Raw genomic sequence first — 12,963 nt, 5'->3', positions numbered from 1 at the left:
TATCAAATAAATGCTCGATCGTTTTACCGGCATGCAGGTTTTCATCCTGGCGGCTAGCCATGCAAGCCTGTCGGCCGCGGCGCGCGCGCTGGACATGTCGCCCGCCATGGCGACCAAACATGTGGATGCCCTCGAAGCACGGCTGGGAGTCAAGCTGCTGCACCGCACCACGCGGCGTCTGACGTTGACCGAAGCCGGCACCGACTACCTGGCCGCGAGCCGGCGCATCCTGCAGGAAATGGAAGAAGCCGAATCGGAAGTCGCGGCCCGGCGCGTAGACGCGGTGGGCCGCTTGCGCATCAATCTGCCGCTGTCGTTCGGCACGCGCTTCATCGCGCCGCTGCTGCCCGAGTTCAGCCGCCGCTATCCGCAGGTCGAGGTGGAGCTGGGCCTGAGCGATGCCCAGCAGGACCTGATACAGGGAGGCTGGGACATGGCGATACGCATTGGCCATCTCGCGGACAGCGCGCTCAAGGCGCGTCGCCTGGCCGATTGCCCTTTGCGGATCTGCGCGGCACCGGGCTATCTGGAGCGCCACGGCACACCGCGGCGTGTCACAGAACTGTCGGCACACAATTGCCTCAGCTATACGCTGTCACCGGTGCAGGCACGCGGCACCTGGGCCTTTGGCCACGGGGCCGAGATCCTGGTGCCGGTGCAAGGCAACCTCAGGGCCGACAACGGCGACGCATTGCTTGCCGCTGCGGTCGGCGGCCAGGGCATCATCTACCAACCGCACTTCATCGTCGCCGAAGCGCTGGCCAGCGGCGCCCTGATGCTGCTGGAACTCGACCAGCCGGTGCTCGATCTGGGAGGCGTGCATGTGCTGTTTCCCGCCGATCGCCGCCGGCCGGCCAAGGTCAGGGCCATGATCGACTATCTGGTCGAAGCCTTTTCTCCCGCGTTGGCGCCGCCGCCGCACGCGGGATGAACCGCTGCGCTGGACCGCGCCGGCTTCACTTCCAGAAAATGTAGTCGGCCTGGTACATGACGATCTGGCGCTGGCCCTTGTTGCCTGCGGTGCAGGCCATTGCCGGCGCCACGCCGCCCTTGAGCGCGACGCGCTGGACGTAGGTCACGCCGCTCATCGCGCCGCTGCCCATCGCCGGATTGGCCTTGACCAACTGGTAGGGAAGATTGCCTTCTCCGGCCGGTGCGACGGCCAGCTGGGTGGCAGTGATCTTGGAACCATCGAGCGCTTCCCAGGTGGCAGGAGGGCCATAGTAAGTACCCACTTTCTTGCCGCTGCGATCCATCAGATCGGCCTGCGGACCGACAAACACCCACTCGGTCTGGCCCGGTGCATTGGCTTTGTCGCGGCACTCATAGGTGATCTTGCCGCCGCCCGTAGTCGTTTCCCAGGCGATCTTGTTTCCTGCGGGCACGCGCACGCTTTCGGGAACGCTCATGGGGTTGAACTGAGGCTGCGACTTGTCCATGGAGCCGCATGCGGTGAGCAACAGCGCGGAAGCGACGATAGCAGCGGGTGTGAGGATGGAAGCAGAAAGCGTTTTCATGGAAATTCTCCAGAAGAAAATGGGGGTGGAACCAGGCAGCTTGATGAGCTGCTATGGGTACTACCCACCAGAGCGGACTTTGGATGCAGTGGATGCAAAATAAATTTGCCGGCCGCTGCGAGCCGTTCGCCAAACGCGCAGTCGCCTCCGGATTCAACAAGAAAAGCCTGCGTGCATTCGACTGCTGAACGATAGCCATCCGGCCTGCATGGCGATCTCGGGGCACGCGGCCAGGCGCAATTACTGCCAGGCGGCGCAGTCACTGCGCGTGGAAACCTGTTCACCACGACCAGCCGGCCAGGCTGAGGTTGGGCTCGATGGCGCAGAAAGCGCGTGGCAAACGTGCGGCGAATGCTGGACTGCCGGCGCAGCAGCGGCAGGCAATGCCGCACGGTTGGAAGACTCCGATGGCAGCGCCTGAATGCAAACGGTCAAGCGCGGCCAACGCGACCGGGCACATGACGACATGTGCTTGCTGCCAGGCGCGTTGCCCCAGGCAGCGCGAGCAGCATGGCCTGGCAACGACACCTGCAGGCTTTGGCCGGCCGCGCCAAACGTGCGCATGCCTGCTGCTGGCCGAACATGGCAACCGCTCCCATGCAGCGCCGGCGTCGGTGCCCAGTCGTCTGGCATTCGTGGTCGATGCTGAAAAAAAGCACGCACAGCGGGTTGTTCTCTTTAGATTGTGGTTTTAAAACTCTGATTTAGAGGCGTCAGCGCTGACATCTGGTGGCGTGAAAGTTATCCACATTTCGGCGCGTTTTCAGGGTCGGCTCAGGCATCGCGCCGGGCGATCAGGCGGCCTGCGGCGATCGCATCGAGGAATGTCTGGCACATGGGCCGCGCCGCGCGGCGGCCATCACGTTCTTCGAGCAGCATGCCGCAGGCGTCGACCGTGACCACCAGCCGCGCATCGCGGCTCTGGAATGTCTGTCCGGCGAAGGCCGCGGTTTTCTCCTGCAGATAGCTCTGTTGCTGCTGTTCGAGCGCCTCGCTGGTCGCGGCCTGCGCGCGCTGGCCGAAGTCGTTGTCGCTGCCCAGCAGGGCGCGCAGATAGGCATAGAGCCGGCGGCCTTCGAGTTTTTCCAGGTACTTGCGCGTCGCGCCCACCACGTCCGACAGGCGCTGCCTGGTCTGCTTGGCGAGTTTCATCAGCTGCAGCACGCCCGTGCCTTGCATGCCTTGGTCGCGAACCAGCCAGACCAGGTCCGAAGGCAGCTTGAGCTTGCCTACGGTCTCGAACTGCGAATCGGGAGATGGCTCGCTCGCAGTTGTGCGCGCTGGCGCGTTGCGGGCCGGCGGCTGCATGGGTGCGATCACCGGCGTCTTGCCCGCGTGGCGGCTGTCGGTCAGCAGCAGCGCGTCGAGCAACTTGGCAGTGGGAATCAATGGGGAGCTGGAACCACGCAGGCCGGCGCGGGCTTTCTGCACCCTTTCGATCAGCCCGCGGTCTTCCAGCCACTTGACCACGCGGTGGACGGTTTCCACCGATTTCCCCGATTCCGCGGCAAGTGTGCCGCGACTGGCCAGAATCGGCGAATTCAGCCGAATCAGGTTGATTTTCTTGATGATGCGAAAAATCACGCGCAGATAGCCGTCGGGCATGTCGCGGAACAAAGGCGACTCATCCAGTGCCGAACAGGCGCGCGCAATCATCGAAGGGTAAACAGTAGGGGCGAGTTTTTCCATCGCAGTCTCCAAAGGACACGAAAATCCCTTGACGACTTCTTCTCAGTTCCCTTACTATTCGCTCATTCGGAGAGCTTTTGACCGATTTCCGTCGGTTGAAGGGAATTTGGGAAGAATCATCAAGATTCACAAGCAACCCTCAAAGTTGGCGCTTTGAGGGTTTTTTGTTTTCTGAACGAAAGTGCTGGAACTCAAGTCATGGTCGATCTCCAGGTTGGCAGGCCCAGACGCACCGAACCCCGCTCGGGGCGGGGTTCGGTGGGGTGTTTATACGTATAAACAGATTGGGTGAGCCGTCGTTGCCCTCGTCGCGGGGCTGGCCGCTGCGCCATGGGCGGTGGCAGCTGTTTATGCGTATAAACAACTTCCAAGGACCAGTCCTGCAGCAAACCGCAGACATCCGCAGCCCAATGTCCATGCTGACCGGCGTATTGGCGAGCCGGTTTATGCGTATAAACAGTTGAGCGCGATGCCAAGGGCAAAGTGCACACCTGTAGCGTGGACGAAATCTGCGGATACGCATGAACTCCAACGTCCGCCATGCGCAAGACGCTTTCCAGCGCGGCAGGGGTCTGAAATTCATGCGTATCGACAGCATGTGAAACGCGTTCGCGCGACGGCGGGGCATAGGAGAACAAGCGCGCATGTTGCGCGCGCGCCGAAGCGCAGCGCATAAAGCAAACAGGCCGCACGGGCTTGCGCACGGCGGCTTGTTTATGCGTATAAACGGTTTCAGTCATGAAGCCCGGGCTTTTCAGCAACTGGCGACTTCTCGGGCTCCGCGGGCAAGACCACGGCAACCGTGTCCAGCAGGTTCTCGAGCGCTGTCGCGAATGCGAGCCGCTTGTCGTCCGGCACGGCAATCGACACTTCGAAGACATCTCCGCGCTGCTTGTAGTAGCCGTTGGAGTACTTGATCTGTTTGGACGGGCTCGCGCTCTTGGAGCCCGATGGGTTCAGAAAAGCCTGTACCTGGTTGGACAACCAGCGCAGCGGCTGGTCTTCGGCCGCGAACTTGTTGGCCAGCGAGACCGCACGGCGCTGGCCGCATTTCTCGTGCACCTTGAGCAACTGATACGCGGCATTGGCACCGAACTTCTCGGGATGCTGGCGCACCAGCTCCAGCAGATCTTCGGGCAGCTTGGCGTAGGCGCGGTAAAAGCTCATCAATGTCTTGGAGAGCTTGGCGCGCCGAGCGATATCCGAAGCCGACTCGCCCGCAATGATCAACTTCTCGTAGAACATCGCCCGGTCGAAGTCGCAATGCTGCTGACGGCATTCGTTCTGCTCGTAGCCGAACCAGGCCGATTCTTCCAGCGTCAGATCGAGGTGAACTTCGGCCAGCAGCGATTCGAAAACCTTGTGCTCGCGGCAGGCCTGCACCCGCGTCCAGCCATCGCAGATGATGAACCGGCCCGCAGCGCTGGGATTGGGAATGACGTGTATTGGGTCATGCTGACCCTGCGTGCGCAGATTCTCCGCGCGCTGAAGAATCATCTCCGAGGTGTAGACCTCGCGCGGCGCCAATGGATTGGGATCTATCAGCTGCAGACTGATCTGCTGGACATAGCGTTCGGCCTGTCGTACAGGCGCAGCCACCTGGTCATCGTTGCCGGCCGGAATGTTCTCCGCGTCGGGTTTGGCCACGGGCATGTCCGGCAACGCGTGCAGCGGAAACGCCGGAACGACGGATCCGCTCTTGATCAGGCCGGAAAGCTTTGGCGGTGGTTTGGCCATCGTCATTCTCCAACCGGCATGCCTGGCATGGTGATCCGGTAGCTGCGAATCAGGCTCTTGGCGACATCGTAAATCGCAGCCGCGCCCACCGAGCTTGGCTCGACTTCGACCAGCGGCGCGGTTTCACGCGCATTGGGATTCAATTGGCGCGCAAACCCGGAAAACTGCGGAATGATCGAGTCATTGAGCATGGATCCGTATTTCGAATAGAGAAAGCCCATGCTCTCGCGCACATGCTTGAGGCTGGGATGGTATTTGTTGATCACGACTTCCATGCCGACTTCGGCACCAGTGACCGACTGGATTTCGGCCAGATTCGATGCCAGCGAATCGAGCGCGCGCAGGCAGCTGCCTTCGGGCTCGACGATGGTCAGCACCTTGCCCGACACTTTTGCGGCGAACGAAAATGCCAGCCCGATAGGTGTGGTGCCTGGAGCGGTGTCGACAATGATGACGTCATAGGCGCTCGACAGGAATGCACCGTTGCGGTTGAGAAAAAGCTGGGCGCGCGCATGGCTGGCCATGACTGCCACCAGGCTGGCATCGGTCTCGGCCAAGGTGATGTCGGCTGGAATCAGGTCGAGAAATCCGCCCTCGTAAATGTGCTTGATGGCCGAAGGAAGCTCTGCATCGGGTTCCTTCTCCGCCTTGCGCAAAAAGTGGCCGATGTGTCGAATGTCGGTTTCGTAACCAGTTGTATCAATGCCGAGCAGGTTGGACGCCGATGCCTGGGGATCGGCATCGATGACCAGCACCCGAAAACCCATCATCGCCAAGGACGAAGCAACGTTGACCGAAACGCTGGTCTTGCCCACGCCACCTTTGGTCATGCGGGTCACGATGACTGGTGGAAGATTCGTGGAACCGAGGGGTAGAGAATGCGTGGTCGGCGGCACCATGCCCGCCGCACGGTAGCGCGCTGCGCGCATGTCGGCAGGCGTGTACTTCATGTGGTGCTGGCCTGCAGGCTTTTCGCGACCCACCAACTCCTGCAACTTTTTGGCGGAAACATCCAAGCCTGACAGGGCTGTCGCTACGGATGTTTTGAATTGAATCGCTCTAGCCATGGCATTAACCAACGTATCTCATGTTTGAGAAGCGAAGCATAAGGCCGAACAACAATGTTGACAAGTTTTTTCTGGATTCTCTTAAAAAAACTACCAAACGCTGAGCATCGTCCCCAAGCTTTTCCCTCAACAATAAAAGATTGATCCAGCCGCACGATGCCAGACAGTTGCCTTATTGCTAGCGTGAGCTTGGGTCACTGCACAGATCGCTTGTCGGCTGAGGGTCAACTTTCATCAGGATGTTCGCTAGGATGAGTCGTGCCTGCGCTGCATCGATGTCTGTCAGAAAAACGGTATGTGCTACTTATTAGCAAGTGGACGATTGTGACCGTACATGTCATGCGTCGTGATGAGTGTGAACCTGCTGTTTCCCAAGTGCTTCGAGGCGGCTGCCTGTGATGGGTTCACGCCAACTCGCCAGTGCATTGTTGTCTGCGCAACTGCAGATTCAAAGCATCGCATGTTGGCACTCACTCCTAGTTTTTGATTCTGATGAACATCTATGCTGCTTACATGTCGCCTTTATCAGTTCACTTTTTGAATGTTTGAATATTGGTTTATATCATGTAAGCTGTATACAGATAGGCTAAATAGTACTTCACCGACTGGAATTTGCGAAATGTGAGTCCCATTGGCCCCGGGCCTGCTCATCTGCATGCCACCAACCGGTGCAGCAGCGGCCTTGAAATGCGCTTGGCACCATGATGTCTGTTGCTGGCTCGGATTGAATACCCGGCAAGCAACACCGCGATGCTTCACGTGGTGGGCAAGAGGCCGGCGCCCGCAGGCATTGCGCGCTGCTGGCATCGCCGCAGTCGCAGCGTGCGCCACACCCGCTGAACTGATACACCCAATCCAGGACAGCGCAGGAAATGATGGGACGCATGCCGGCCGCCCGCCGTGCGCAGCATCCTGTCACGAAGATCTGCTCCTATATGCGGGGCGCTACCTGCTGTTGCATTGCCTGCTGTAAACAACGTGGGTGTTGTCTGCCTTGCATCCGGTTTGTCTATAAAAGCTTGTGGCAAAGACAGATCTTATTTATGTAAGCTGTATTCAATACCTGACTGCTTTGGCAGCCAACGCATATGTAGCTTTCCACATGCCCTCCCAGCGTTGGATGCCAGACCGGTGCAGCGCCGCCATGTCCACAGGCCCCGTTGCACAGCGGCTGCGTCTATCGCGCACAATCATCGGATAATGCCCTGCGGGGTCCACACGACCTCGCATGCCGTCCATGCCCCAAGTCCCCATCACCACCTCCCGCCGCGTAGCCCTCGTCACCGGATCCACCTCAGGCATCGGTGCCGCGATCGCCCGCCGTCTATCGAACGAAGGATTTGCGCTGGTGCTGCATTCGCGCAGTTCAATCGACGCGGGTCAGGCACTGGCCGCTGAACTGGGCAATGCCGTCTACGTGCAGGCGGATCTGGCGCTGGACGCCGACCGTATCCGGCTGGTCGATCACGCTTTGGCGGCATGGGGGCGGCTCGATGTGCTGGTCAACAATGCAGGCATCAGCCAGGTGATTGCGCATGCCGATCTCGCGGCCGCGACGCCGGAAATCTGGCATGCGCTGCACGAAGTCAACGTGATTGCGCCCTTCCGCCTGGTCGCTTTGACCGAGTCGGCGCTGCGTGCCGCGGCGCAGCCAGGCCGCGCGGCCTGCGTGGTGAACATCAGCTCGCATGCGGGCGAGCGGCCCAAGGGCGCATCCATCCCATACGCCGCGAGCAAGGCCGCGTTGAACCATATGACCCGGCTGCTCGCGCTGTCGCTGGCGCCCGACATCCGCGTCAACGCGGTCGCGCCCGGTCTGGTCAATACCCCGCTCACGGCGGACTGGAAGCAGGCCCAGCAGCTTTGGCAGCAGCGCTCACCCATGCGCCGGGCGGCGCGCCCCGAGGACATTGCCCAGGCCGTGTCCATGCTGGTGGCTTCGGACTATCTGACGGGCGAGATCCTGCTGTCGGACGGCGGCTTGAACCTGACCTGAGCCGGCAGCTCAGACCGCCAGTTCCCGGCGCTCTATGCGGTTGCGGCCATTGTTCTTGGCCACATACAGCTGCTGATCGATGGCGTCGGCAAACCCCGAGGAACCCGCCTGGGCATCCGGAATGACCGTGCCCACGCCAATGCTCACCGTGACACGTCTGTCGTGCGGCGACAGCGCATGGGTGATCGCCTGTTTCTGGATCAGGCGCTGGCAGCGCTGCGCGACATTCCAGGCGGCGGCGGCATCGGCCGCGGGCAGCAGGATCACGAACTCCTCGCCGCCAAAGCGTGCGACCAGGTCGCGCGGGCCGTCGAGTGCCAGACTCAAGGTCTGGGCGATCTCGACCAGGCACTGGTCGCCGCGCAGATGTCCGTACAGGTCGTTGTATTGTTTGAAGTAGTCGATGTCTATCATCAGCAGCGACAGCGGCTGGGCCTGTTTGCGCGCCGTCTCCCACTCCAGATCGAAGCTCGTATTGAAACGCCGGCGGTTGGCGATGTTCGTCAGGCCGTCCTTGAACGACAGCGCCTCGAGTTCGCCCTGCAGAGTGAGCAGGCGTTCCTCGGTCTTCTTGCGCTCGCTGATATCGAACATGAAGCCTATCAGCGCCTCGACTTCGCCCTGGTCGTTGCGCACCACATGCACCACGTCGCGAATCCAGACATAGCCGTTATCGCGCGTCAGTGCGCGGTAGTCGGCCTCATGGTCCACGCCCGCCTGCGACTGTGTGACGCAGAAGTTCACCACGCGCTCGCGGTCGTCGGGATGCATGCGCAGTGCCCAGTCTTCCACGCTGCGCCAGCTTTCGCGGCTCCAGCCCAGCAGCGTCTCGATCTGCGGACCTATGTAGGCAAAGGTCATGCTCGCCCAGTCGATCTTCCAGGGGATGGCCCGGGTCGATTCCAGCAGCGCCTGGTACACCGTGGGGTCGTTGCTGAATTCAGTCACTTCGGACATTCTCGTCCACTCCCTGATCCGTTTCGATGAAAAGCCCGTGCGTGCGCGGGTGCCGAATGCGGGCCGCAGCCGCATTCACATGCCCGCAGGATACCTTGCCGAATTGGCCTTGTGCTGCGCTTAAGATTGGACCATGAAGCAAGCCCAACTCCTACTCAACGTTCCCTTCGCGGCCAAGGACCAGGCCAAAGGCTTGGGCGCTCGCTGGGATCCACAGCAGCGCAGCTGGTATGTACCGCTGGGCGTCGATATACAGCCGTTCCAGGCGTGGTGGCCGCAGGAACTCAAGGCGCAGGGCGCGCAGGCCGTGGAAGCGTTGAAAAAGGCCGGCGCGCCGGCCGCACCCAGACCGCAGGCGGCGCGCTCGGCCAGCGCGGCGACAGCGATTGTCACGGGTCCGGCGCAGGTGGCGCCCGACAATTCGGACAAGCTTCCCTGGGAAGACTGAGCGAGCGCGCGCAGCACCCCAGCTCCAGGCTTCAGCGCGGCTTCCTCTCCTTGGCGAGCTGCCTGCGGTTGGCCGCGTCCCATTGCCGCACATTGAATGCCTGGTAGTCGGTCAGCACCGCGGCCACACGCGTCAGGCCTGCGGGCAAAGGCTTGCCCGTCTTGTATTCGACTTCTTCCTCATGGAGCGCCGGCTGCGCGACTTCCAGCAGTTGCGGCAAGGGCACCTCGAGCGCGTCGGCAAGCGCCGCCATGATCTTGAGCGAAGGATTGGCCTTGCCATGGGTCAGATCCGACAGGAAGGACAGGGACATGCCGGCCTTGTGCGCCAGGGCCTGGCGGGTCATCTGCTTCTCATAGAGCAGTCTGAGCACATTGCGCAGAAAGATTTCTTGGTACATGGCGGGCGGACGCGGCCAGGATTTTTAGCCGCTAAAGTTGGCGGCGCGGGCCTTGACTGCATCTTAATGCCCGCGCCGCCGGCTGCGGCGCCCGCCCTCAGTCCCAGCGCGGCGCCAGGCCTTCGGGGTTGACCAGGCGCTCGCTGCGGTCCATGGCGTCGATCTGCGCGAGCTCTGCGTCACTCAGGCGCAGTGCCAAGGCCTGCAGGTTGCTTGCCAGGTTGACGCGCTGCGTGGACGAAGGAATCACCGCGAAGCCGCGCGCCAGCGCCCAGGCCAGCGTGACCTGGGCGGGCGTCGCACCATGCGCCGCGGCAATCGCCTGGATCAGCGGCTCCTTGAGCGCCTGGCCGTAGGCCAGCGTCATGTACGAGGTGATGCGTATGCCGTGCTGCTTCGCATGCGCGACGACGGCCGGGTTCTGCAGCCGCGGGTGCAGCTCGATCTGGTTGGTGGCGATGTTGTGCGCGCCTATGGCGTCGATCGCCTGCTGCTGCAGCGCGACCGGGAAGTTGGAGATGCCTATGGCCCGGGTCAGGCCCAGCTCCCTGGCCTGCATCAGCGCATCCAGCGTCTCGGTCAGGGGCACGGCGGACGCGGGCGAAGGCCAGTGGATCAGCGTCAGCTCGACATGTTCGGTGCGCAGCTTGGCCAGGCTTTCGCGCAGGCTGGGCAGCAGTTGCGCGCCGCCCAGGTTCTCGGTCCAGATCTTGGTCGTCAGGAACAGCTGGTCGCGCGCCACGCCGCTGTCGGCAATCGCCTGGCCGATCTCGGCCTCGTTGCCGTAGATCTGCGCGGTATCGATCGCGCGGTAGCCGACCTCGAGCGCATTGCGCACCGAGTCGATCACGGCGTTGCCCGTCAGGCGGAAGGTGCCCAGGCCCAGGTCGGGGATATGAAAGGAAGTCGTCATGGATGTTCCGTTGAAAAAATGAGAGAAAAGGAAATCAATGGGCGGCCGACGCCAGGCCCTGGCGGCGCGCGGCCGCGCTGTCGCGGCGATCGAGCGCCCCGCTCCAATGGGTCAGGGCCAGCGACACTAGCACCACTGCCGCGCCTATCCAGGGCGTGTGCTTCAGGCCCCAGTGGCTCACGATCAGCCCGCCGGCCCAGGCCGCGCCTGCAATGCCCAGATTGAAAGCCGCGATGTTCAGGCCCGAAGCCACGTCGACGGCCTGGGGCGCGAAGCGCTCGGCCTGCTTGACCACATAGACCTGCAGTCCGGGAACATTGCCGAACGCCACCGCGCCCCACAGCAGCACCGTGGCCAGCGCCAGCCAGGCATGGGGCGCGGTGAAGTTGAGCAGCAGCAGCACGCCGGCCAGCGCCGCAAAGATGATCTTCAGCGCGGCAATCGCGCCCTTGCGGTCGGCCAGGCGCCCGCCCCAGAGGTTGCCGGCCGCCACCGACACGCCGTAGACCAGCAGCACCCAGCCCACGGCGGCGGCGCTGAAGCCCGAGATCTCGGTCAGGATGGCGGCAAGGAAAGTGAACGGAATGAAGGTGCCGCCGTAGCCAATGGCCGTGGTCGCATAGACCAGCAGCAGCCGCGGCTGGGTCAACACCCCGGCCTGCTGGGCCAGCGACGCCGGCAGCGTGTGGCGCAGCTTGGCGGGAACAAACACCCAGCTGCCGACAAAGGCCAGCGCGCCGAGCAGCGACACCGCGAGAAAGGTCTCGCGCCAGCCGAAGTGCTGGCCTATGAACGTGCCCAGCGGCACGCCGGTCACCAGCGCCACCGTGAGGCCGGTGAACATGATGGCAATTGCGCTGGCAGCCTTTTCGCGCGGCACCAGGCTGGTCGCAATGGTCGAGCCTATCGAGAAGAACACGCCATGGGCCAGGCCGGTGAGCACGCGCGCCGCGACCAGGGCTTCATAGCTGGGCGCCTGCCAGGCCAGCAGATTGCCGGCGGTGAACAGCGCCATCAGGCCCAGCAGCAGCAGCTTGCGCGGCAGCTTGCCCGTCAGGGCGGTGAGCACCGGCGCGCCTATGGCCACGCCCAGCGCATAAAGGCTCACCAGCAGACCCGCCGACGGCAGGCTGATGGCCAGGTCGGCGGCCAGCGTGGGCAGCAGGCCGACGATGACGAACTCGGTCGTCCCAATGGCAAAGGCGCTGATCGTCAGCGCAAGAAGAGCAAGTGGCATGGCAGGGGCATGGAAGTGGAATAGCCGTACTATGCGCCGCGGATACTTGCAGAAAAAGACGGTCATCAGCACAATACTCTTGACTCAGAATCAATAATCCATGAAAACCACGCTTGATGAACTCCAGGCCTTTGTAAGCGTGATCGATACCGGCTCGATCACCGCCGCGGCCGAGCACCTCGCGCAGACGGTGTCGGGCGTGAGCCGCACGCTGCGCCGGCTCGAGGAAAAGCTGGGCACCACGCTGCTGCGCCGCACCACGCGCCGCCTGGCGCTGACCGAGGAAGGCAGCCTGTTCCTGCTGCGCGCGCGCGCGGTGCTCGATGCCGTCGAGTCGGCCGAGGACGAGATGGCCGCGCGGCGCGAACATCCCGTGGGCCGGCTACGCGTGAATGCGGCTTCGCCCTTCATGCTGCATGCGGTCGTGCCGCTGCTCGCGGGCTTTCGCGCCCAGTATCCCGACATCGAGCTCGAGCTCAACAGCAACGACGACCTGATCGACCTGATAGAGCAGCGCACCGACGTGGGCATACGCATAGGCGCGCTGCGCGACTCGACGCTGCATGCCACGCCGCTGGCGCGCTTTGCGCTGCGCGTGCTGGCCTCACCAGCCTACGTCAAGGCCCATGGCAAGCCGCGCACGGTGGAAGATCTGCGCCAGCACGGCCTGATAGGCTTCACCCAGCCCGAAAGCCTCAACCGCTGGCCGCTGCGCCATGCGGGCGGCGAAGACTACGAAATCACGCCCGTGCTGCGCGCCTCCAGCGGCGAGACCGTGCGCCAACTGGCGCTTGCCGGCCACGGCATTGCCTGCCTGGCCGACTTCATGACCCGGGCCGACCGCGCGCGCGGCGACCTGGTGCAGTTGCTCATTCCCCATACCGTCGAGCAGCTGCAGCCCGTGAACGCGGTCTATTACCGCAACACGGAGCTGGCGGCACGCATCCGCGTGTTTGTGGACTATCTGGGCAGGGAATTGCGCGGGAATCAAGGCTGAGGGGC

General features: G+C 62.7%; 13 protein-coding genes. 4 read left to right on the top strand and 9 right to left on the bottom strand.

Features of this window, described 5'->3' with window-relative positions:
• Positions 1 to 10 precede the first annotated feature (10 nt).
• Positions 11 to 931, top strand: a complete 921-nt coding sequence (locus ACSVDO_RS23965; protein WP_489596790.1) for a substrate binding domain-containing protein — start codon at positions 11 to 13, stop codon at positions 929 to 931.
• 25 nt (positions 932 to 956) lie between these two features.
• Here ACSVDO_RS23965 and ACSVDO_RS23960 read toward each other — a convergent pair whose 3' ends face one another.
• From ACSVDO_RS23960 to ACSVDO_RS23940, 5 genes are all read right to left on the bottom strand, one after another.
• The gene (locus ACSVDO_RS23960; protein ID WP_489596789.1) at positions 957 to 1,517 is read right to left on the bottom strand and encodes a DUF3455 domain-containing protein; all 561 of its coding nucleotides are present in this window, start codon (positions 1,515 to 1,517) and stop codon (positions 957 to 959) included.
• 774 nt (positions 1,518 to 2,291) lie between these two features.
• The gene (locus ACSVDO_RS23955; RefSeq protein ID WP_489596788.1) at positions 2,292 to 3,206 is read right to left on the bottom strand and encodes a hypothetical protein; all 915 of its coding nucleotides are present in this window, start codon (positions 3,204 to 3,206) and stop codon (positions 2,292 to 2,294) included.
• A gap of 191 nt (positions 3,207 to 3,397) precedes the next feature.
• Positions 3,398 to 3,946 (bottom strand): hypothetical protein, encoded by a 549-nt coding sequence (locus ACSVDO_RS23950; protein ID WP_489596787.1) that lies wholly within the window; start codon positions 3,944 to 3,946, stop codon positions 3,398 to 3,400.
• The gene (locus ACSVDO_RS23945) at positions 3,939 to 4,943 is read right to left on the bottom strand and encodes a ParB/RepB/Spo0J family partition protein (RefSeq protein WP_332536173.1); all 1,005 of its coding nucleotides are present in this window, start codon (positions 4,941 to 4,943) and stop codon (positions 3,939 to 3,941) included. Before ACSVDO_RS23945 ends, ACSVDO_RS23950 begins: the two co-directional genes overlap by 8 nt.
• A 2-nt stretch (positions 4,944 to 4,945) precedes the next feature.
• A complete protein-coding gene (locus ACSVDO_RS23940; protein WP_489596786.1) occupies positions 4,946 to 5,959 on the bottom strand; it encodes a ParA family protein in 1,014 nt (337 codons plus the stop codon).
• Between the two features lie 1,288 nt (positions 5,960 to 7,247).
• On the opposite strand from ACSVDO_RS23940, the gene ACSVDO_RS23935 reads away from it, so the two are divergent.
• The gene (locus ACSVDO_RS23935) at positions 7,248 to 8,006 is read left to right on the top strand and encodes an SDR family NAD(P)-dependent oxidoreductase (protein ID WP_332536170.1); all 759 of its coding nucleotides are present in this window, start codon (positions 7,248 to 7,250) and stop codon (positions 8,004 to 8,006) included.
• A gap of 9 nt (positions 8,007 to 8,015) precedes the next feature.
• On the opposite strand, the gene ACSVDO_RS23930 is transcribed toward ACSVDO_RS23935, so the two are convergent.
• On the bottom strand, positions 8,016 to 8,963 hold the full coding sequence (locus ACSVDO_RS23930) for a sensor domain-containing diguanylate cyclase (RefSeq protein ID WP_489596784.1): 948 nt from the start codon (positions 8,961 to 8,963) through the stop codon (positions 8,016 to 8,018).
• Positions 8,964 to 9,096: 133 nt separating this feature from the next.
• On the opposite strand from ACSVDO_RS23930, the gene ACSVDO_RS23925 reads away from it, so the two are divergent.
• Complete coding sequence (locus ACSVDO_RS23925; protein WP_489596783.1) at positions 9,097 to 9,411, top strand: DUF5710 domain-containing protein; 315 nt, start codon at positions 9,097 to 9,099, stop codon at positions 9,409 to 9,411.
• 31 nt (positions 9,412 to 9,442) lie between these two features.
• On the opposite strand, the gene ACSVDO_RS23920 is transcribed toward ACSVDO_RS23925, so the two are convergent.
• The 3 genes from ACSVDO_RS23920 to ACSVDO_RS23910 form a co-directional block, all read right to left on the bottom strand.
• Positions 9,443 to 9,811, bottom strand: coding sequence for a helix-turn-helix domain-containing protein (locus ACSVDO_RS23920; protein ID WP_489596782.1), 369 nt, complete (start codon positions 9,809 to 9,811; stop codon positions 9,443 to 9,445).
• Between the two features lie 97 nt (positions 9,812 to 9,908).
• Positions 9,909 to 10,724 (bottom strand): 2,5-didehydrogluconate reductase DkgB, encoded by an 816-nt coding sequence (dkgB, locus tag ACSVDO_RS23915; RefSeq protein ID WP_489596781.1) that lies wholly within the window; start codon positions 10,722 to 10,724, stop codon positions 9,909 to 9,911.
• A 34-nt stretch (positions 10,725 to 10,758) separates the two neighbouring features.
• Positions 10,759 to 11,961, bottom strand: coding sequence for an MFS transporter (locus ACSVDO_RS23910; protein WP_489596780.1), 1,203 nt, complete (start codon positions 11,959 to 11,961; stop codon positions 10,759 to 10,761).
• 100 nt (positions 11,962 to 12,061) lie between these two features.
• Between ACSVDO_RS23910 and ACSVDO_RS23905 the strand changes: the two genes are divergently transcribed.
• Positions 12,062 to 12,958, top strand: coding sequence for a LysR substrate-binding domain-containing protein (locus ACSVDO_RS23905; RefSeq protein WP_489596779.1), 897 nt, complete (start codon positions 12,062 to 12,064; stop codon positions 12,956 to 12,958).
• Positions 12,959 to 12,963: the final 5 nt, after the last annotated feature.

It is taken from the genome of Comamonas sp. DB36 (genome assembly GCF_057914905.1).
Note: the sequence above shows the minus strand (reverse complement) of the source record. Positions and strands in the feature narration are given on the sequence as shown.